The 21,450-nt window shown below is 48.7% G+C and carries 17 protein-coding genes and 1 riboswitch; all 17 genes read right to left on the bottom strand.

Annotated elements, in window-relative coordinates:
- Positions 1–57 precede the first annotated feature (57 nt).
- Positions 58–2,196, bottom strand: coding sequence for a tripartite tricarboxylate transporter permease (locus SCJ97_01655; GenBank protein MDW7738750.1), 2,139 nt, complete (start codon positions 2,194–2,196; stop codon positions 58–60).
- Between the two features lie 119 nt (positions 2,197–2,315).
- The gene (locus SCJ97_01650) at positions 2,316–3,380 is read right to left on the bottom strand and encodes a tripartite tricarboxylate transporter substrate-binding protein (GenBank protein ID MDW7738749.1); all 1,065 of its coding nucleotides are present in this window, start codon (positions 3,378–3,380) and stop codon (positions 2,316–2,318) included.
- A gap of 495 nt (positions 3,381–3,875) precedes the next feature.
- On the bottom strand, positions 3,876–4,481 hold the full coding sequence (gene coaE / locus SCJ97_01645; GenBank protein ID MDW7738748.1) for a dephospho-CoA kinase: 606 nt from the start codon (positions 4,479–4,481) through the stop codon (positions 3,876–3,878).
- Positions 4,482–4,584: 103 nt separating this feature from the next.
- Positions 4,585–5,424, bottom strand: a complete 840-nt coding sequence (gene mutM, locus SCJ97_01640; GenBank protein ID MDW7738747.1) for a DNA-formamidopyrimidine glycosylase — start codon at positions 5,422–5,424, stop codon at positions 4,585–4,587.
- A 40-nt stretch (positions 5,425–5,464) separates the two neighbouring features.
- Positions 5,465–8,149 carry a DNA polymerase I gene (gene polA, locus SCJ97_01635; protein ID MDW7738746.1) on the bottom strand — a complete coding sequence of 895 codons (2,685 nt, stop codon included), beginning with the start codon at positions 8,147–8,149 and terminating at the stop codon, positions 5,465–5,467.
- Positions 8,150–8,167: 18 nt separating this feature from the next.
- Complete coding sequence (gene ribE, locus SCJ97_01630) at positions 8,168–8,629, bottom strand: 6,7-dimethyl-8-ribityllumazine synthase (GenBank protein MDW7738745.1); 462 nt, start codon at positions 8,627–8,629, stop codon at positions 8,168–8,170.
- A 15-nt stretch (positions 8,630–8,644) separates the two neighbouring features.
- Positions 8,645–9,847, bottom strand: coding sequence for a bifunctional 3,4-dihydroxy-2-butanone-4-phosphate synthase/GTP cyclohydrolase II (locus tag SCJ97_01625; protein ID MDW7738744.1), 1,203 nt, complete (start codon positions 9,845–9,847; stop codon positions 8,645–8,647).
- Between the two features lie 25 nt (positions 9,848–9,872).
- Positions 9,873–10,529, bottom strand: coding sequence for a riboflavin synthase (locus SCJ97_01620; protein ID MDW7738743.1), 657 nt, complete (start codon positions 10,527–10,529; stop codon positions 9,873–9,875).
- 24 nt (positions 10,530–10,553) lie between these two features.
- The gene (gene ribD / locus SCJ97_01615; protein MDW7738742.1) at positions 10,554–11,660 is read right to left on the bottom strand and encodes a bifunctional diaminohydroxyphosphoribosylaminopyrimidine deaminase/5-amino-6-(5-phosphoribosylamino)uracil reductase RibD; all 1,107 of its coding nucleotides are present in this window, start codon (positions 11,658–11,660) and stop codon (positions 10,554–10,556) included.
- Between the two features lie 114 nt (positions 11,661–11,774).
- Positions 11,775–11,924, bottom strand: a riboswitch (FMN riboswitch).
- Positions 11,925–12,389: 465 nt separating this feature from the next.
- Entirely contained in the window at positions 12,390–13,043 is a 654-nt protein-coding gene (rpe, locus tag SCJ97_01610) for a ribulose-phosphate 3-epimerase (protein MDW7738741.1), read from the bottom strand.
- A 1-nt stretch (position 13,044) separates the two neighbouring features.
- On the bottom strand, positions 13,045–13,932 hold the full coding sequence (gene rsgA, locus SCJ97_01605) for a ribosome small subunit-dependent GTPase A (protein MDW7738740.1): 888 nt from the start codon (positions 13,930–13,932) through the stop codon (positions 13,045–13,047).
- Between the two features lie 16 nt (positions 13,933–13,948).
- Complete coding sequence (gene pknB / locus SCJ97_01600; protein MDW7738739.1) at positions 13,949–15,589, bottom strand: Stk1 family PASTA domain-containing Ser/Thr kinase; 1,641 nt, start codon at positions 15,587–15,589, stop codon at positions 13,949–13,951.
- Positions 15,589–16,338: a Stp1/IreP family PP2C-type Ser/Thr phosphatase gene (locus tag SCJ97_01595; protein MDW7738738.1), complete on the bottom strand. Its 750-nt coding sequence runs from the start codon at positions 16,336–16,338 to the stop codon at positions 15,589–15,591. Before SCJ97_01595 ends, pknB begins: the two co-directional genes overlap by 1 nt.
- 74 nt (positions 16,339–16,412) lie before the next feature.
- Complete coding sequence (gene rsmB / locus SCJ97_01590; GenBank protein ID MDW7738737.1) at positions 16,413–17,774, bottom strand: 16S rRNA (cytosine(967)-C(5))-methyltransferase RsmB; 1,362 nt, start codon at positions 17,772–17,774, stop codon at positions 16,413–16,415.
- Positions 17,764–18,735: a methionyl-tRNA formyltransferase gene (gene fmt, locus SCJ97_01585; GenBank protein MDW7738736.1), complete on the bottom strand. Its 972-nt coding sequence runs from the start codon at positions 18,733–18,735 to the stop codon at positions 17,764–17,766. The genes rsmB and fmt overlap by 11 nt, the downstream gene beginning before the upstream one ends.
- Positions 18,732–19,214, bottom strand: coding sequence for a peptide deformylase (gene def / locus SCJ97_01580; GenBank protein MDW7738735.1), 483 nt, complete (start codon positions 19,212–19,214; stop codon positions 18,732–18,734). Before def ends, fmt begins: the two co-directional genes overlap by 4 nt.
- Positions 19,215–19,234: 20 nt before the next feature.
- Entirely contained in the window at positions 19,235–21,436 is a 2,202-nt protein-coding gene (gene priA, locus SCJ97_01575; GenBank protein MDW7738734.1) for a primosomal protein N', read from the bottom strand.
- Positions 21,437–21,450: the final 14 nt, after the last annotated feature.

Below are 21,450 nucleotides of genomic sequence, written 5' to 3'. Positions count from 1 at the left end.
ATAAATATATTTATTTAAACGGTGAGCCAGAATAAATTACAGCTTCAAAATTTGTCATTAGAGGCGAGGGATAATGCTGCCTCCCAGGATTCCGGGTATGAGTCTCGGAATTGCTCCCAACCAGAGCCGTACACCCAGGTAATTCAAAGCTACAAAAAAGATAACTGAGCCTACCGCAGCTATGAGCAGCGCTTTCCACCAAACAACTTTTCCTTCGAAAAGCAGAAACGCCAGCAAGAGCAGCGGTATGCTCACTGGCAAGCCAAAGAGGAAAATAATGGTAGCTAAACCGACTATCCAAAAGATGATCCGCAATACCGATCCGATAGCCGTTTGCTCTTTTTCCTCTGCATCGCACTTCTGTTTCGAACTGCCCCCGAGCATATCATCCAGACCCACTTCCATGCGTTTCATAAGTTCCGGGAAAAAGTGACCTACCAGCAGACCCAGGAGAAGGACCAGCGTGCCGCTGCTTACAAGCAAGGGCACCATACGCGCCCTTTCGCCATACTGGAAGGATACGGCCATGATCAGTAAAACAAAGGCAGTAACCACGGCTGTAAATATAAACTCACCGTTCTTCCAGGGCTTAAACTTTTCTTTTTCGTTCCCGGCAGAAATCGTTGCAGATTCGACAGCAGACTGAGTAGTTTTCTCGGCAATTTGCAAACCGTCTTCCTGTGCCTTATTTCCCTTTTCCCGGCGGTGCTGCAGCCAGCCCTTGATTACAGGATAAAGCAGCATGGTCAGGATCAGAACAATTAACACCACCGATATGGGGTTGCTTACAAATACAGTGTAGCTTCCCTGGGCCAGCCGCAGGGAGGTATGAAAATATCTTTCAACCATGGATCCCAGCATGTAGCCGATCAAGATGGTGATCACCCTGAAATCATAACGCTTGAATAGGTAGCCGATTACTCCGAACAGCACTGCTAGGAGAACATCCCATATATACTGGCGGTAAGCAAAAGCCCCGGCTATGCAAAGAATAAGGACAAAGGGGGCCAATAACTGCACCCTGATCACGGTAATCCGGGCAAGCAGGTTGGCGCTGAAAAGGCCGAAACTGCTGGTAAATATCTGGGAGAAAAATATGCCCAAAACCAGCATCATCACTATGGGCAGATCATCCCGCAGAAGCAGAGGTCCCGGGGTAAGGCCGTGCAGGATTAGAGCAGCCAGCAAGATTGCAGTATCGGGGCTGCCGGGAATGCCGAAGGCAACTGTGGGCAGGATCGCCGGTCCGTCCTTGGCATCGTTAGCCGTCTCGCTGGCGATAAGTCCATCGATGCTACCCCTACCGTATTCTTCCGCATGCTTGGAATTCTGCATTGCTACAGTATAAGAGATGAAATTGGCTGCCGAACCGCCCACACCAGGGATGGCCCCGATCACTACACCGATCAGGCTTCCACGAATAACTTGTACTGGTCGGGAAAGCACATCTTTCATTCCCTGCTTTACCTGCCGCCACCAGACTCCCTTGCCCTTTTCGGCCATATCAACCTGGGAAATGGTACCCCCTTTGGAGGCATAGCTGATGATTTCGCTGATGGCAAATATTCCGATCACCAGGGGAACAAGTTTTAAACCATCCCAGAGGTAGTGGCTGTTGAAGGTAAAGCGCTCTATCGCAAAAAGCCCTGAATAACCGATAAAGGCCAGCAGAACTCCAATACCCCCGCCAGCCAGGCCTTTAAGCAGATTTCCCTTACTGGCAAAAGAAATCGTAACCAGTCCGAACACAACCAACCAAAAAAAATCAGGTGTCATGAAAGAGAGGATAAATGGCCGGATGATGGGAATCGCCAACATCAAGGCGGCCAGACCGATAACGGTGGCAACACCGGCGCTGGTGGCCGAAATGGCCAGTGCACGGGCTGCCTGGCCCTTCCTGGCCAGGGGAAAACCGTCAAAACAGGTGCAGGCGTTGGGAGCAGTCCCCGGGGTATTGAGCAAAATGGAGGGAATAGAACCGCCAAAGTGGGCACTGCCGATCACTCCGGCAAACAAAATCATGGCGATCATGGGGTCCATCCCAAAAGTAAAAGGCAACAAAAGAGCTAGGCCGGTAACAGGACTAAAGCCCGGGAGGGCCCCAAACATAATCCCCAGGACTGCACCCAGAAAAATCATTCCGATCGCCAGTGGATCGTTAAACTTGGCTAATGCCGTTAGTAGTGCTTCAATCATATCCCCTAACACTCCCCCATTCCAAGTTTTATTTAAATACTCTATCCAGATCTAAGGCCTTCCTTCAAGATACAGGAAGGCCTTAGCTTCAATCATCTGAGTAATGTAGTAATCTCAGGCTAATTTGCCAGTCCAGCTTCGACTTCCTTCCAGTTCATGTCTTCGAGCACTTTAATTACATCACCCAGGATTCTCCGGGTGTCATCATAGCCGTAAAAGACAACATCCTGATTGGCTTCTTCAGCCCATGCCTTGAAATCATCATTATTTTCAATTACTTCTTGGAGCGCATCCTCTAAAGTTTGAGTAACATAGCGCGGGGTGCCGGGAGGTGCTCCAATCATGTATGTAGCCATCCCCATAGACAACAGCTGGTTTAATTCAGGCTTATTATACTGCTCGGCAATTTCTCCCAGGGTGGGAACATCCGGCATTAATGGGTGTCGCTCCGGTGACATCAGCATAACGCAATGCATATCACCAGCTAGATACTGGTTAACCAATCCTGAGAAAGAGTTGGGAACCATGTCGATTTCAAGTCTCATAACGGCGGCAAAGATTTCTCCCCTGCCTTCCCAACCTGTAGAATAGGTGAAATCGATACCCAAAGTATCACTAAGTCTGACGACCCAGGGTACGTGAGTCCCGGCAGTAGTGGTATCACCGATAATCAAGGGCCGATCCAGATCAATCATATCCTGGATAGTCTTGATATCCGAATCTGCACCGACCCAAATGCCGGCAGGAGATTGGTAAATAATCGAGAACCACTCGACTTCAAACAGCGGATCATCGAGCCTGCCAAGAGCATCAAAATTGGCCATCTGTCCCAGGACATCCTGGCCGATGTAATAGCCGTCCGGACTTTGCCGCCACAGTTCACCGTAGCCAACTACTCCGCCTCCTCCGGGCTTGTTATCAACCACCACATTTACTCCCAGAACTTCCGAGAGATATGGGGCGATGCCGCGGGCTGTAATATCCTGCGGATCTCCGGGGTCACGAGCAACAGTCCAAATAATCGTATCTGTCGGATATTCAGGTAGCTCTTCTTCTGGTTGTTCTTCTTCTGGTTGCTCTTCTTCAGGCTCAGGAGTGACAGTCTCTTCTCCACAACCGACCAACATTCCTAACGTGAGAACCAGTATTACCAAAAGAAAAATCAAGGTTTTTCCTTTTAACATGATAATGCCTCCTCTTTATTTAGTACTTAAACTCATAAAATATAAACTCTATAAGAAACCGATCACCCCCAATTTCATCATTAATTGTAGTAGAACTTTATACATGAAAAAATATGAGTAATTATTGAGCCTAATAAAATATGATAGCCTTTAGTCACTTCTTCATGCTCATCAATTTGCGAACTTTTTTATATATTGAAGCAATTACCATGCCAAGAAAATGAGAATTTACTAATTTGTATAGACAGAGTTAAAAAATTCTATAAATTACTCAGTGAATCTCGGCATTTATCATGTAGATGTATCAAGCTTTATATAAATAATCATATTTGTAATATCATATTACATAAATTAACATCTCTAACTAAATAACTTTACAAAATAGCACAAACCATTTCAAAATGAAATGGTTTGTGCTATTTTGATGAAATATATTCAAAATGTAACGATCAACCTGTGCCTCAAGAGATGAAAAAAAGTATCGACATACCCCGGCTAATGTTTGCTCTCGATCATTCTATTCCAGAACTCTTCAACCTGCCTTGCTGTTTCTTGAAATGTTCCGCTGTTGTCGATTACAAAATGTGCATATTTTTTCTTCTTCTCCAGGGGCATCTGAGCCTGCAGGCGCAACTCAGCATCTTCGCGACATAAACCATCACGGTTTTGAAGGCGGTCAAGCTGAATATTCCTGGTAACATATACCAGTAGAACCATGTCGACCATTTTCTGCATACCTGCTTCGACTAAAAGAGGAATATCATACACTATGATTGCTTCGGGCTCTCTTTCTTTAATCTCTTTTGATCGCTGGATAAGCAGCGAGCCAACCTTTGGATGAATTATGCTGTTCAACCTGTCCAATTTAACCGAATCGCTGAACACAAGCTCAGCAAGTTTAGTCCGATCAATCTTTTGATCCGGCAGCAGTATTGAATCACCAAGCCAGTCGACGATTTCATGCCAGGCAGGCTGACCGGGTTCGACAACTTCCCTGGCCAGAAGATCAGCATCGATCAGATGGGCTCCTTTTTGAACCAGCATACCTGATACGGTAGTTTTCCCGGAGGCTATACCCCCAGTCAGGCCGATAGTAATCATTAAATTCTTCTCCTGATTATTTATCATTTCGAATTCAAGTCAATATTAACAAAAATATTTTAGACAATCTTCGGAAAATATAATTAACTAATGTGTCCCGAAATTATTTTTGACATTTGGGGCAAAAGTATGTACCGCGGCCGGCAACAACGCTCTTTTCAATGGGCGTACCACAGGAGCATAATTCTCCCTTTCGGCCGTAGACATTCAGATGGGACTGAAATTCACCAAGGGCGCCCCGGGCATTTTTGTAATCTCTAAAGGTAGTACCCCCGTATTCAATCCCTTCTTCCAGAACAGTTTGCACAGCATCAAACAGTTTTTCGGCTTCCACGGGAGTCAACTCTCCGACAGTTCTGCGGGGGTGTACTCCACAGCGGAAAAGGCATTCATCTGTGTAGATATTTCCCATACCGGCCGCACAGCTCTGATCAAGAAGCAATGCTTTGAGTTGTCTCTTTTTCTTTTGATCAAGCAGCCGGAGAAAGTCATCACAGTTAACATCATTCATTATGTCGGGGCCAACTCTTTTAAAAACTATCTCTTCCAGTTCAGCATCATTGTCAACCAGCCAAACCCTACCGAAGCGGCGCATATCGAAGAAATAAAGTGCGGAGCCATCATTGAACGGCAGGGAGAGCCGTAGAAATCTTTCATTATTCAATTGTCCCTTTTCGCTGAATATAAGGTTTCCGGTCATGCGAAGATGGACAACCAGTATCCCGCGATCGAGTCTAAAGATCAGGTATTTACCTTTTCGCTCAACTCCTGAAATTTCCCGGCCGGCCAGATCAGCTTCAAATTTGTCCGGTTCAGGATATTCAACCGTCGAATCAATATGCAGTAAAGGTCTGGCAAAGATTTTATTTATGACTAAGGGAGCAAGCTCCCGGCGAATGACTTCTACTTCGGGCAGTTCGGGCATAAATTTGGTCCTTTTCAATAAGGTTTTATGGAAAATAATTATCAGAAAATATAATTAACTAATGTGTCCCGAAATTTTTGAGTTCTTCCCAGTTGCAGCCCCACTTGAGATCGACCTGCAAAGGAACGGAGAGGGTCATGGCCTGCTCCATTTCTTGTTTGATCATGGGCGCGAAGAAATCGATTTCGGTTTCATCAATTTCAAAAAGCAGTTCGTCGTGGATCTGCAGCAGCATGGCAGCTTTGAATCCGCCTTCAGCAATTATTCGGTCAATTTTCAGCATGGCCAGCTTGATAATATCGGCAGCAGAGCCCTGGATCGGGGTGTTCAGGGCCATCCTTTCGGCAAAACTGCGGATATTCCGGTTCGATGAATGAATCTCAGGCAGATAGCGTCTCCTGCCCAGCATGGTTGTTACATAGCCCTGCTCATATGCCTGGCGGATTATCTCGTCCATGTATGACCTGACGCCGCAGTAGCGTTCAAAATAGCTGTCGATATAGGCTTTAGCCTCAGCCCGGGGGATCTTCAGGTTCTGGGCCAGGCCAAAATCGCTGGATCCGTAGATAATTCCGAAATTAACCGCCTTGGCCCTTTCCCTCAGCAGGGGTGTCACTTCATCAAGAGCTATCCCGTTTACTTCGGCTGCTGTGCGGCGGTGAATATCCTGTCCTGTTTTGAAGGCTTCAACCAGAATTGGATCTTCTGACAGGTGGGCCAGGATGCGCAGTTCAACCTGGGAATAGTCGGCGGCAAAGAGAATTCTGCCTTTTTCCGAGGTGACAAAGGCCCTGCGGATCCGGCGGCCTTCCTCCATACGGATCGGTATATTTTGGAGGTTTGGATCGCTGCTGCTGAGCCTGCCGGTAGCGGTAGCGGCCTGGTTCAGGGTTGTGTACAATTTGCTTTTTTTAGAGTCGACCAGGTCAATCATACCCGAGAGGTAAGTTCCCTCCAGCTTGGCCAGTTGGCGGTAGTTAATCAGCAGAGCAGCAATTTCATGATGAAGGGCCAGTTCCTCCAGGACACGGGCATCGGTTGATCTCCCGGTTTTCGTTTTACGGATTTCCGGCAGTTTCAGCTTATCGAAAAGAATCCGTGAAAGCTGCTGTGGCGAATTGATATTGAATTCTTCACCGGCCTGGGCATAGATCTCCATTTCAAGGCCATCGAGGCGGCGGCAGATTTCTGATGAAAGATCCCGCAAATAATCTGTATCAATACTCATGCCTTCCCGTTCCATCCTGGCCAGAACTTTGGCCAGAGGGAGTTCAAGATCAAAAAGCAACTCTTCCAGCTGCTGCTCATCAAGCTGTTCAGCAAGGTTTTTGTAGAGAGGGAAAAGCTGCCTGGCCTGTTCGGCGAGCTGCATTCCCTGTTCTTCGGGATCAAGCGCCTTCTTTTTGCGTTCATCTTTGAGATTAAGATCAAGGCCGAGGTGCAGGTTGAGAAGGGTGGGTAGATCGTAACCACCGCGGGCGGGATCGGCCAGGTAAGCAGCAAGCATTGTATCAAACTTGATCTTCGGGATTTTCAGTTTATTTTCAAAAAAAAGATGATAAAGCTGTTTTGAATTATGGGTGACGAGGCTGATGTCTTTTTCCCGTAAACCGGCCAGCAGTTTCCAAATTTCGGTCTGTTCGGCGCCAAAGCTTTCGGGGTTCAAATAATATCCTTTTTTACCGCCTTCTTCTGCCAGAGCAACAGAGGAAATCGGCTGTTCCCAATAGGGGCGCCCATCCTGCCGGCTGACTAACAGAGAAATCAGAGATCCCTGATTTAGTTTTTTCAGAAATTTTTCCAGGTCACTGACCAGGTCAAACCGACCGGCCTTAACCACCGTTTCCGATAGAGATTCAGAATCCTGATCAACCGATCTCACCTTTGCTGCCAGGCTTTTAAATTCCAGCTCATTAAAAATTTCCAGCAGTCGCTGGTAATCGGGTTCACGATAGCGGCATTCTTCAGGAGCGGTATCCAGGGGAACATCACGCCGGAGAGTTACAAGATCACGACCGGTGTAAAGCTGTTCACGATATTCTTCAAGGTTTTGGGCAATCTTACCTTTCAGCTCACCCAGGTTTTCGTATATTGCTTCTATGGACCCGTATGTCTCGATCAGGTTTCTGGCCGTTTTGTCTCCGATGCCGGGTACTCCTGGAATATTATCCGACGGGTCGCCCTTCAAAGCCTTGAAATCGATAACCTGTTCGGGATCCAGACCATACTGCTCTTTCAGCAGATCGGGATTGTAGCGCTCCATCTGGCTGATCCCTTTCTTGGTAAGCATGACAGTGATACGATCGCTGACAAGCTGCAGAAGATCGGCATCGCCCGAGACAACAGTAACAGCCTTCTCTTTCCCGGCAAAGAGGTCGGCCAGGGTACCGATCACATCATCTGCTTCATAGCTTTCAATTTCGAAAACGGGTATATTCAAAGCTTCCAGGATCTGTATTGTCCGTTGAATCTGTTCAGCCAGTTCATCGGGGGTTTTTTCACGCTGGGCCTTGTAAGACTGGTCTATTTTGACCCGGAATGAAGGCTTGGGTGGATCAAAAGCAACGGCAACGTAATCGGGTTTCTCCTCATCGAGCAGCCGCAGAAACATATTGGTGAAACCGTAAACAGCGTTGGTGTGTTCACCACGCCGGTTCTGAAGCAGGGGCAGGGCGTAAAATGCCCTGTACAGCAAGCTATTTCCGTCAATTATAACGATCTTTTCAGACGATGCAGATGTCAATTATTTTTCCCCTGCTTATTAGAGTTTGCTGTTCAGATCAGCCATTTCGATAGCTGAGGCTGCAGCCTGCCATCCCTTGTTTCCGGCCTTGCTTCCGGCTCTTTCAATTGCCTGTTCCAAAGTATCGCTGGTAATAACACCAAAAATTACCGGCACACCGGTATCGAGACTGACATGGGCAACCCCTTTGGCTACTTCAGAGGCAACATAATCAAAATGCGGTGTTGAACCGCGGATCACAGCTCCCAGGCAGATCACTGCTTCATAACGTTTGCTGAGAACGGCTTTCTTAGCCGCCATGGGGATCTCAAAGGCTCCGGGAACCCAGATAATATCAATATTTTCTTCATTTGCCTCGTGGCGTTTGAGGCAGTCCAGCGCGCCGCTGAGCAGATGCCCGGAAATAAATTCGTTAAAGCGGCTGACGACGATGGCAAATCGGTAATCGCGGGCAACCAGTTTTCCTTCAAAAGTTTTCAAAGTTTTCCCTCCCGTTTACTTGGCCATATCGAGGTAGTGGCCCAATTTGGTTTTTTTGGTCGATAGGTAAGAGCAATTATACTGGCAGGGTTCTATCTCCAGCGGAACCCTTTCGACAATATTAAGGTCATATCCTTCCAAACCCTTGATCTTGCGGGGGTTATTGGTAAGCAATCGGATCTTTTTGAGGCCGAGATCAACCATGATCTGGGCTCCCACACCGTAATCACGGAGATCGGCTGCAAAGCCCAGCTCTTCATTGGCTTCAACGGTATCCTTACCCGTATCCTGGAGTTCGTAAGCCCTGATCTTATTCAGCAGGCCGATGCCCCGGCCTTCCTGTCGCATATAGACGAGTACTCCCGAACCGTTTTCGGCAATCTGCTTCATGGCATGATGCAGCTGGTTTCCGCAATCGCAGCGCAGTGAGGCAAATACATCACCGGTGAGACATTCCGAATGGACCCTTACCAGGGTGGGCTCATCGGTGTCGATCTCACCCATTATGAGTGCAAGGTGAGTCTGGTTATCAATGTTGTTGGAATAAGCAATCAGTTTAAAAGTGCCGAACTCCGTGGGTAGTTCAGCAGTGGCCGAACGCCAGACCAGCTTTTCCTTTTTCATCCGGTAATGAATCAGGTCGGCGATACTGACCAGTTTCAGATCATGTTCCCGGCAGAATTCAATTAACTGCGGCAAACGAGCCATTGAACCGTCTTCGTTGATGACCTCACAGATCACTCCAGCCGGCTCAAGCCCGGCCAGTAATGCCAGATCCACTGAAGCTTCGGTGTGTCCGGCCCTGCGCAGGACTCCTCCTTCCATCGCTTCCAGCGGGAATATATGCCCGGGGCGGCGAAGGTCGGAAGGTTTTGTTGCAGGATCGATAAGCGCCTTAACTGTTTTGGCCCGCTCGTGAGCGGAGATACCTGTGGCGCAAGAACCGGTATCTACCGATACGGTGAAAGCGGTACAATGCGTATCCGTATTATTTGTAACCATGGGCGGCAGATCCAGTTCCTTAACTCGCTGAGACCTAAGCGGAGCGCAAACCAGACCACGGGCATTACGGATCATGAAATTTATCGCTTCCGGTGTAACCATGGAAGCGGCCATCACCAGGTCGCCTTCATTCTCCCGGTCTTCGTCGTCAACGACGACTATCATCTTACCTTCTTTTAAATCCTCTAAAGCCTCTTCAATAGTGTTAAAGATCATGCATGTTCACTCCTTGTTACTATACCTAGAGATATCCTTTTTCTGCTAGCATAGCTATGGTTATTTTATTCTGCTCTTTCCCGCCACCTTCAAGGCGGGGCGCAAGCATTTTTTCAACATATTTACCGATCAGATCCACTTCCAGGTTGATCGGTGAGCCAATATCCTTAAAACCGAGCGTAGTATGAGATGCCGTGTGGGGAATGACTCCCACTGAAAAACTACTTTTTTCAACTTCAACAACAGTCAGGCTTATTCCGTCCAGAGCAACTGACCCTTTCGGTACCACGTAACGCAGTAATTCCGTTGGCGCATCAAAAGAGAGAATTATTGCCCCGCCCTGCAGACGGCGGCTCTTCAATGTAACCACAAAATCAATGTGGCCACTGACCAGATGACCACCCAGACGATCACCCATAGCCATCGCTCTTTCCAGGTTAACTTTATGGCCGGCGGCCAGGCTGCCCAGGTTGGTCCTCTTAATTGTTTCAGGCATGGCCCATGCTGTAAAGCTGTCCTTCGCAACTGAAGTCGCAGTAAGGCATGGCCCGCTTACAGCGATACTGTCACCGATTTTAAGATCAGACAACACCTTTTTTGCTTCTATGACAAGATCGGTGCCTTCTGCCGTGGAGCTAATCCTGCGGATCATACCCATCTCTTCTATCAATCCTGTAAACAAAAGCTCACGCCTTTCCTAAAGTTTTTACTGTTTTAAAACGGGGTAGCCGATCAACAGTAAATCTTTGTCGAATTGTTTCAACTCCACATCTTCAACAGACCAGGCACTGGCCAGTTTCTCCACACCGACTCCGGAGAAAGCTGTGGGGCTTTCCCGTCCGCCAATAATCAGCGGGGCGATGAAGATAAAAAGTTTATCGATCAGAGATTGCTCGAGCAGGCTGTAATTCAAAGTACCGCCTCCCTCGACAAGGACTGCGGACAGTTCACGCTCGGCCAGTTTCTTCATCAGCGCTTTCAAATCAACGCGACCTTCTTTAGCCGGCATTACCAGCACTTCCACACCCCTGTCTTTCAAGGCTCTCAACTTCTCTTTTGAAGCCTGTTCGGTGACGGCAAGGATCAATCGCGCTGAAGAACTACTTTCTATTACCCGGGCATCGAGAGGCAGCCTCGCCGTACTGTCGACGACCACTTTTACCGGATCTTTTCCTCCCCCGCCTTCAATTCTGGTGGTCAGCCGTGGATTATCTTTCAATACTGTCTCTATTCCGACCATGATAACATCGGTATTATCCCGCAGACGGTGAACAAACTGACGGGCTTTGTCTCCCGTTATCCACTGCGAATCTCCGGTGGCTGTACCGATCTTACCGTCAAGACTCATGGCCACTTTAACACTGACAAAAGGCAGCTGTTCGGTTATATACTTGATAAATACTTCATTAAGCTGGCGGGCTTTTTGTTCAAGGACCCCTTCCTTTACCTTTATCCCCGCTTCGGTAAGCCGCGCAAATCCGCGCCCGGATACAAGCGGGTTGGGATCCTGCATGGCTGCAACCACCCGGCTGATCCCGGCCTTGATAATTGCTTCTGTGCAGGGGCCGGTTCGTCCATGGTGGGCACAGGGTTCAAGGTTCAGATACAGGGTAGCTCCTTCAGCCTTTTCACCGGCTTTCTTCAGGGCTATAATTTCGGCGTGGGGGGTTCCCGCTGCCTGATGGTAACCCGTAGCTAGCACCTCGGAGCCCTGGACTACAACTGCGCCAACCATTGGATTGGGGCTGGTTCTTCCCCTACCCTGCCGGGCCAGATCCAGGGCCATCCACATATATCGATCGTCGGCATCCAACTAAACTCACCTCACAGATTAATTTCCTACTACACGCTACGCTCCTTCAATAAGAAAAACCCCGAGCAAATCAATGCTTCAGGGTCTTTTTAAGCATAGTTGTGAACTTTAATGCCGCTTCTTCTCCCTTCCAGACTTTACTGTCGGCTCCGGATTTACACCGGATCAACCATATAGGCTCGCGGGCTCTGCTCCTGTTCTGAAGCATTACCGCCGGTTCGGAATTGAAGATTTTATCCTTCTCACCAGACCCTGAAGATAACGGTTAATTGGATTATAGCATAAAGTTGGCGATTTTAAAATAGTTAGAGCTAATATCTTAAAAAAGGCCCATACAGCAGGCCCTGATACTGTACGCTCCGGGGTTTTGCACTGCTTATCCACTTATGCGGATGCTTGTTCTGTTTTTAAGCAAGCAAACCAACCTGAAGCAGGATAAGCAGACCCTGATACTGTGCGCGACATTAGCATGAGCGGTTAGAATTACCGGTGAGCCGAAAGAAGAAGCGGTAAATGCCTCTCCGGAATGATTAATACTGCTTCAGCTTTCCGGAGAGGCAGACCGAGGCCGGAGACTTAAGTGTCGACTGTTGAGGCTGCCCGCTGAAGCTTGAAGGCGAACCGGCAGTAATTCTCCGCGAAATGATCCGGAGCGAACAGCATCAGAGTTTGCTTAAATTAACTGATGAAACAACCTGAAACAGCTTAATTGGGTAATAGGAAGAGAAGTTATACCATATTCTTGAAGTCCCTGATCAGCGCCATCCCGTCTGGAGCGCCGAAAACAGCCGAGCCGGCTACGAGGACGGTGGCACCTGCCCTGATGATGGAAGGAGCCGTTTCGCGGTTAACCCCGCCATCAACCTGAAGTTCAATATCGAGTTTTCTGGAGCGGATCTCCCGGCTGATCACTTCTATCTTAGGCAGTACTTCCGGGATAAACTTTTGGCCTCCGGCCCCGGGATTGACGCTCATGACAAGGACAAGGTCAAGCAGAGGCCAGATATATTCCAGCAGGGCAGGAGGCGTGGCCGGGTTGAGGGCAATGCCTGCCCTTGCGCCCGATTCCTTTATCTTACGCAGGACCCGGTCAAGGTGAGCAGTAACTTCTCCCTGGACGGTAACCAGGTTCACTCCGGCTTTAATAAATTCACCAATGTGATCTTCCGGCTCACTGACCATCAAGTGAGCATCCATGAACAAGTCCGTGTGAGGCCGCAGCGATTTGACAACGACCGGCCCGATGGTAATAGCCGGAACAAAATGGCCGTCCATCACATCGAGATGGACCCAGTCAGCCCCGTTTTTTTCAATTCTCTTCACTTCATCGCGAAGGCAGCTAAAATCTGCCGACAGCAGGGAAGGCGCTACTTTGATGGTCATATTAATATGCCTCCTGTTTATTCAGTTCTTCCATGAAATATTTATAGTGTTCGTAACGCATCTTGTTTATAGCCCGGCCAACTTCATCACGAACGGCACACTCCGGTTCGGTGAGGTGTACACAGTCACGGAAACCGCATTGGCCTTCAAAGGGTTCATATTCAGGGAAATAGGCGGACAGCTCTGCCGGTTCGATACCAGAAAAATCAAGCCTGGTGAAACCGGGGGTATCGGCCACCAAACCACCGAAATTCAGTGCAAGAAGTTCGGCCTGCCGGGTTGTATGTTTTCCCCGTTTTATCTTATCGCTGACTGTACCGGTTTGCAAAGAAAGACCCGGTTGAAGGGCATTAAGCATTGATGACTTGCCTACTCCGGAAGGTCCGGCGAGAACGGAGCTGCGCCCGGCTAATTTATCCCGGAATAAATCGATTCCCTCGCCCTTCAGGGCGCTGGTGAATAAAACAGAATAGGGATATGGTTGAAGCAGTTCATTGATCTTTGTAATATCTTTTTCTTTAACCAGGTCGGATTTGTTCAGACAAATAAAAGCAGAGAGATCTTCTTTTTCAGCCAGAACAAGCAGGCGGCTGACCAACTGCCAATCGCAGGGAGGTGACTTGAGAGACATGATGATCGCCAGTTGATCAACGTTTGCGATAGGTGGTCGGTAAAGACTGTTTTTCCTGGGTAGGACTTTCTCAATTATTCCTTCAGGTGCCCGGGAAGAAGTATCCTCGACGGCAGAAAAATAAACCCTGTCACCTATAATCAGGGTTGCCTGCCCGCGTTTCAATACTCCCCTGGCCCGGCATACAAATTCTTTGCCGATATCATCCCGGACAGTAAAAAAACCACCGGCAGCTTTGACCACAATTCCCTGAAGCAATTAAAACCTCCCTTTGTCACTCTCCAACAATCAATTCTACTGTTTGACCCGGAATTACTTCTTCACCGCCCTGCGGCAGCTGTTCAATGACATGACCAACAGCGCCGATGGAAAAGCGGTAACGAACCCGCGGCCTTAAGCCATTTTCTTCCAGATAAGCAATTGCACCCTCCTCGGAGTAACCGACAAGATCGGCAATAATAAAGGGCCCGCGGCCCTGACTAACAAAAACCACCACTTCTTCGCCGCGGGATATACGAAATGATTCTCCCGGTACCTGGCGGAATATGAGTCCTTCCGGTATTTCCTCGTTATATTCCCGCTCTACCCGCATTACCAGTTCCAGGTCAGTCAGGATTACTCTTGCTTCCAGTTCTGTTCTGCCAAAAAGGTCTGGGGTGCTAATAAATTCAGGACCCTTACTGACAAAGAGGTCAACAGCCCGTCCTTTTCTGACAACCCTGCCTTCAGGTGGTTCGGTTTTAACCACATTCCCAACCTGAATCAAATCGTCATAGATATAGAATATTTCTTCGGCGGGAACCAGTCCCACGTCTCGTAGGACCTGGGCAGCATCGCTCTGAGTCATATCTTTAACCTCGGGAATGGCAACCTCGGGAATAAATACATAGCTGGCCAAAAGGTACCCGGCACCGGCCAGCAGCAGACCGATTAGTATTACTACCCCAAGGTATATTAACCAGCGGTAACTTCGTTTCGGTTTAAGCATGCCATTGTAGTTCCCGGAGCTCGATTTTATCGGCCTCAGAACTGTGGCATCATCGTCATCTTCAGTATTGTTCTTAAAAAGCCGGCGAACCGGTCCGCTTTTCGAAGAACCTTTCTGTGCAGCATATTCCAGATCTTCAAGCAGCTCAGCAGCACTGGTATATCTTTCAGCCGAATCCTTGGCAACCGCTTTGAGGATAATCTGCTCGACTGTTTCCGGAATATCATTAACCAGGCGGCGCGGGGGGACAATATGCTCCTGGATATGCTTCATTGCCACAGCCACCGGACTTTCGCCGGAAAATGGAACCTTGCCGGTGAGCATCTCATAGAGCACGATTCCCAGGGAATACAGGTCGGATTGCTTTCCGGCCAGTTCACCCCTGGCCTGCTCCGGCGAGATATATTGAACCGAACCGATGATTTCGTCACCCACCGTAACGGTGACACCGTCGCCGGCAATGGCAATACCGAAATCGGTAACTTTTACCTTTCCCTCATTTGAAAAAAGGATATTCTGCGGTTTGATATCCCGATGGACCACACCTGCGGCATGAGCCTGCTCAAGAGCTTCTGCAATCTGGTGAGTTATTTGCAGCGCTTCAGATATAGAAAGTCTTCCCTTTTCCCTGATATATTCCTTTAGATTAATACCATCAACAAATTCCATCACCATGTAATAGGTGCCCTCTTCCACTCCAACATCATAGATGTTCACAATGTGCGGATGGGAGAGCGCGGCAGCTGATTGAGCTTCCCTTTCAAACCGACGGATAAATGCAGCATCGCCGGTCATCTGATCTTTAAGAATTTTGACGGCCACTGTGCGTTTGAGGAGTTGGTCCCGGCCACGATAAACCCTGGCCATTCCCCCCTCGGCAATTTTTTCGATCAATTCATAGCGCCCTGCCAATACTTTACCGATCATTAATCTTTCTGACCCCCAATTTCTGTAACCAACACAACAGTGATATTATCAAGGCCACCTCTGGCATTAGCCAGATCTACCAGGGCTTCCGCCATCAACCGGGAATCATGATGCTCTGAGCAGATTGCAAGTATTTCATCATCACGGACAAGGTTGGTCAACCCGTCAGTGCAAAAAAGGAGCATTGAACCCTTTTCTAATTCGAGTTCAATAATATCTAATTCCAGATCTGCTGAAATTCCCAGGGCCCGGGTTAAAATATGACGCTGCGGATGGTTAAAAGCATCATCCGGATCGACCTGGCCAGACTCGATCAACTGTTCAAGCAGTGAATGGTCCTTTGTAAGAAGCTTTATTTCACCGCCCTTAATCTGGTACGCCCTGCTGTCACCGACATGCCCGATAGTCAGCCTGTTGGAACAAAGCAGGCCGGCTGTAAGGGTTGTACCCATACCCCTGTGGGCACTTGAATTCCCTGCTTCGGATAAGATAAGGCTGTTGGCTTCATTAATCAAACGGCTGATCAGGTTACGCGCTTCCCTTACTGAAGGCAGTTTAGTCCGGTCGAGTTCTTCCCAAAGCTGTTCGGCAATGTTTACTGCCAGCGCGCTGGCCACATTTCCCGCCAGGTGCCCACCCATTCCATCGGCGACTACCATCATAGCGATGTCGTTTTCGGCCTGGACAAAACAGCTGTCTTCATTCCTGGTTCTTTCGAGTCCCTGGTTGGTCAATCCGGTTATCTGCAATATAAAATCCTCACCTTTATTTGATCGGGGAATTCCACGTTCAGTATAGCAAATAGAGCGTTCAGGGGCAAGATTTAGCCCTTTTTACGCCACATCGCAATAAAAAAACCGTCGAGATCGTGACGATGAGGCCGGAAAGTGATTGTTACCGGATCCTCCTGATCTTTTACAATAGTATCTGGCAGCAGGGCAGGTGCTGCGATCTGGGAAAAGTCTCTGTGCAGGCGGTTGAAGATACTGACAACTTCCCTTGTTTCCTCTGGTTCGGTGGTGCAAACTGAATAGAGTAATTTTCCGCCAGGTTTTAAGAAGGCAGCGGCTGAGGCAAGAAGTTCCAGCTGTAGCTTTTGAAATTGCATAAGAGTATCTTCATTTCTCCGCCACTTAATTTCGGGCAGGCGACGGATCACCCCTAAGCCCGAACAGGGTGCGTCAACCAGGATTGAATCAGGTGGTTTTATCCTCCCTGCATCCAATTTTCTACCATCAGCCTGAATTGGTTGAATGCTTTTAAGTCCAAGCCGGGCTGCCGCTTTGACAACGAGCTTAAGCCTTTTTGGATGTAATTCTACGGCATAAATTATTCCACGGTCATTTGACAATTCAGCCAGGTGGGTTGTTTTTCCACCCGGTGCGCTGCAAAGATCGAGGATTATTTCTCCCGGTTTAGGATTCAAAATCAGGGAAACCAGTGATGAGCTTTCACCCTGGATTGTAAATAAACCTTTACTGAATGCATCCGTTTTTGACGGAGTGATACCCTTAACCACCCTAAGCATAACGGGGCTGACAGTGCTTTTTTCTGTTTCCAGGCCTTCGGCCAGCAAATTTTCAGCCAGCTTTCCGGATGAGACCCGCAGAATATTGGGGCGTAATGAAATCCGGGCCGGGGTGTTTGAAGCATCTGCCCAATCCTCGGCCTCGGTAAGTGAGAAAACATCTAAAGCCCTTTTGGCAAGCCAGACCGGAAGGCCGTACTTAAGCGACAGATATTCGACCGGCTGTTGCTCCCTTTCCGGCCAGGGCAAGGATTTTGATTCTGCTACCAGTTTACGCAGAACAGCATTGACCAGCCCGGCCACGCCACGGTGACCGTAACGACGTGAAAGGGCAACAGCCTCATCTACCGCGGCATAGTCAGGGATTCTTTCAAGGTAAATAATCTGATAAGCGCTCAGGCGCAGCAGATTGCGAATCCAGGGCGTTAATGATTCTAGAGGGTGTTTTAAAAAAAGTCCAAGCATCCAGTCAAGAGAATTCAACATCCTGACTGTTCCGGTTGCCAGGCGTGCAGCCAGCGCACGGTCTTCCTGCTCCAGTTCTGTCAATAAAGCAGGTAAGGCAAGGTTCAGGTAGGCCTGATCCTGCTCCAGCCTGACCAGAGCCTTCAGGGCGGCTTCCCTGGCTTTTCTGCCGGACACGCCTTTATTTTTCACTTTCCGATACTCCGTCGAGCATATCCCCCGGCCTGATCCGGTAGCCACAGCAGAAAGAACCGGCATCCATTTTCTTTTTGCCGGCAGGTTGAAGATCAAGCAGATCAAGCGTTCCGTCTCCGACAGCGACTTTCAATGAATCATCGCCTAAGGCTATAACTGTCCCCGGCTCAACCTGTTTTCCCTGCATCAATTCTCTTTCAGGCGGGGCTGCTCTCCATACTTTTATTCTCTTTCCCTGATATGAAGTGTAGGCGCCGGGATAGGGGTTTAGCCCTCTGATCCGGTTATACAGCTCAGCTGCTCTTTTACGCCAATCAAGCTCTTCATCCATGGGCTGAAGCGGCTCGGCATAAGTGGCCATGCTATGGTCCTGGGGCACCGGTTTCGCAGTTCCCGAAGCCAGAGCATCAACTGATTTCATTAACAGTGAAGCACCCCTGTTGGCCAACCGATCATGGAGCATACCTGCTGTATCGTAGAAAGATATCTCTTCTTTCTCCTGCATAATGATATCACCGGCATCAAGTTCGCTGCTCATAAAGATAATGGTCACCCCACTGTATGGAGCCCCATCGATAACTGCCCGGTGGATCGGGGCAGCACCACGATATTCTGGTAGGTATGATGCATGGAGATTTATACAGCCCAGGTTAGGCAGTTCAAGAATCCGGGGCGGCAAGATACGTCCGAAGGCAACTGTGATAATCAAATCAGGTCGCTTCTCTTCGAGCCATGAAATAAAAGTCTGACCGCTAAAATCAAAGGGCTGAAATATTTCAAGGTTGCTTTTTTCAGCCCACTGTTTAACAGGATTTAACCGGATTTTCTTCCCACGTCCTGCCGGACGATCCGGTTGAGAAACGAGCGCCACAAGCTTATGTTCAGAAAGCTTGAGCAGGTCCAGGGAAGGGATGGCAAATTCCGGTGTGCCCATAAAAATTATTCTTAAAGATTTCAAATTGATTCCTCGCTTTTTAACTCCTCCGGATCTATTATGCGCAAAGCCCGATCGGTAAATAAAATACCATCCAGATGATCCATTTCATGCTGCAGGATACGGGCCAATAAACCTTCAGCAATTATTTTTATCTCACGGCCGTTACGGTTGAGAGCCCTGACTACAATTCTAACTGCCCTGGGCACTTCCCCGTAAGAACCGGGAACGCTCAGACAACCCTCGATACCCACTTCTCCCCCTTCAGACTGCTCACATTTGGGATTGATCAATTCGAGGATCATTTCTTCCCCATCGGTAGCAACCAGGATACGTTTTGATATGCCGACCTGGTTGGCAGCCAACCCCACTCCATCGGCATCACGCATGGTTTCTTTCATATCATCAAGCAGCCGCAAGACACCGCTGTTTATATTCTTTACCTCTTCGGTTTTTTTACGCAAAACCGGATGGTTATCCTTTAATATCTGCCGTAAAGCCACTATTACCACCTCTTGATAAATTATAGCACTACCAGGGGATTAAAATCCACAGCCAGTCGAACTGTCCAGGCGGGTTTATGATCATAATATTCCCGCATCGCCTTTCGGACCGTGGGAGCGATCCTGGTCAGCCGCTCACCTTTTAGAATTACCTGAACCCTGTACTGGTCCTTTATTCTGAAAAGCGAGGCTGGAGCAGGTCCTAATATCTCTGCTTCTGCGGGTTTAAATGATAAAAGCCCGGCGAACCAGTGGGCCGCTTCAAATACTTTTTTTTCTTCGTCACCGCTGAAGAGAATTCTGACCAAATCGGTGTATGGGGGATAGGCCAGGGGATGACGGTGGGCCAGTTCAGAGTCAAAAAAGGAAAGGTAATCATGTTTTGCAGCTGTCTGGATGCTGTAGTGGTTGGGATGGTAGGTTTGGATAATTACTTTTCCCCCCCGCGGTCCACGGGCAGTCCGGCCTGCTACCTGGGTTAACAACTGAAAAGTACGCTCCGGTGCCCTGAAATCGGGTAGATTCAGGGTGGTATCAGCTGCTACTACGCCCACCAGGGTAACATCGGGAAAATCAAAACCCTTGGCAATCATCTGGGTTCCGATGAGAATACTTGCGCGACGCTCCCGGAACTGGCGGTAATACCGGTTATGAGCATGACGATTTGTTGTCGTGTCGCTGTCCATGCGGATCAGTGAAACATGAGGATAGAGTTTTTTAACTTCATCTTCAACTTTTTGAGTTCCGGCGCTGAAATAGCGGATCTTATGTCCACCGCAGCCCGGACATGTTTCCGGAATTGGTGCTTCATGAGCGCAGTAATGACAGCACATCAGTTGACGATCAAGATGCAGAGTCAGTGAAACATCGCAGGAGGGACAACTGACCACATATCCACATTCACGACAGAGAACGAAACCTGAAAATCCGCGGCGATTTATAAAGAGCAGAGCTTGTTCATCCCGTTCCAGCACAGCACCCAGTTCTTCGAGCAGAGGCCGGCTGAATATATGGCGGTGCCCTTCCTTCAGCTCGCTGCGCATGTCGACGATTTCCACAGGCGGAAGCTGGGTCGGGGTTACTCTCAACTGCATCGATAAAAGTTTTAATTCGCCGGTTCTCGCCTTGTAAAAACTTTCTACAGAAGGTGTAGCGCTGCCCAGCAGCAGGACTGCCCGGTTATAGCGTGCCCGCCACCAGGCTACTTCCCGGGCATGGTAACGGGGTGTTTCTTCCTGTTTGTAGGTTGTTTCATGTTCTTCATCGATCACAATCAATCCAAGAGTATCAATAGGGGCAAACACTGCCGAGCGGGCGCCGAGCACAACTCTAGCCCGGCCATCAATTATATCCTGCCACTCCCTGTTCTTCTCTGCAGGAGTCAGACGGCTGTGAATCACCGCAATCAGGCCCGGGAAACGGCCTTCAAAGAGCTCCACCATCTGCGGAGTAAGTGCAATCTCCGGGACCATGATCAGGGCTGTTCTATTCTGTTCGATACAGCGGGCAATGCTCTGCATGTAGATCTCAGTCTTACCGCTGGCCGTTACACCATGCAGCAAAATCATCTGCGCTTTTTCGGAATTCAGGGCATCACAAACCAGGTTATAACAGTTATCCTGTTCTCCCCGCAGCAGGTAAGGTTCAGTTGATTCCATAACAGTTTTGGCTTTGGCCGTTTCTCTGCGAACGGTTGTATACCTGATCAAACCCATTTTTTCAAGTGTTCTGATGATTGCCGGACTGATGCCATTTTTTTTCAGTTCTCCACGGGTCAGCGGTCCTTTTTCAGCCAGCAGCCTGACGGCCTTTTTTCGGGCCGGTGCCCTGGACAGGTCTGCCAGAGTTGATTCCGGTGTCAATTCGATTACTTGCACGCTGCCGGCACGCTGCCCCCGGCGCAGAGAGGCGGGAAGCATGGCATGGATTGCATCTATTTTCCGGCAGTAATAACGCATGGACAACCAGTGGGCAAGGGCAAGTTGTTCATCCGTAAGCAGGGGCTCGGGATCACTGATATCAATTATATCGCGCAGGGGGCTTATAGCGGTCTCGTTCAGCAAGCGGAGAACATAACCCTGGTACTGCCGATGACCCAGGGGCACAGTGACCTGCATGCCTGGCCTGAGCGTTTCCTGCAAGTGGGGAGGTATGCTGTAATGAAAAGGCCGGTCAATGGCGTTACTGATAAGATCGACGATTATTTCTGCATAAGCGGCCATCTATTTACCCCTTT

The organism is Bacillota bacterium (genome assembly GCA_033549065.1).
GTDB lineage: Bacteria > Bacillota > Dethiobacteria > DTU022 > DTU022 > JAWSUE01.
This window is presented reverse-complemented; position numbering and strand designations above follow the sequence as displayed.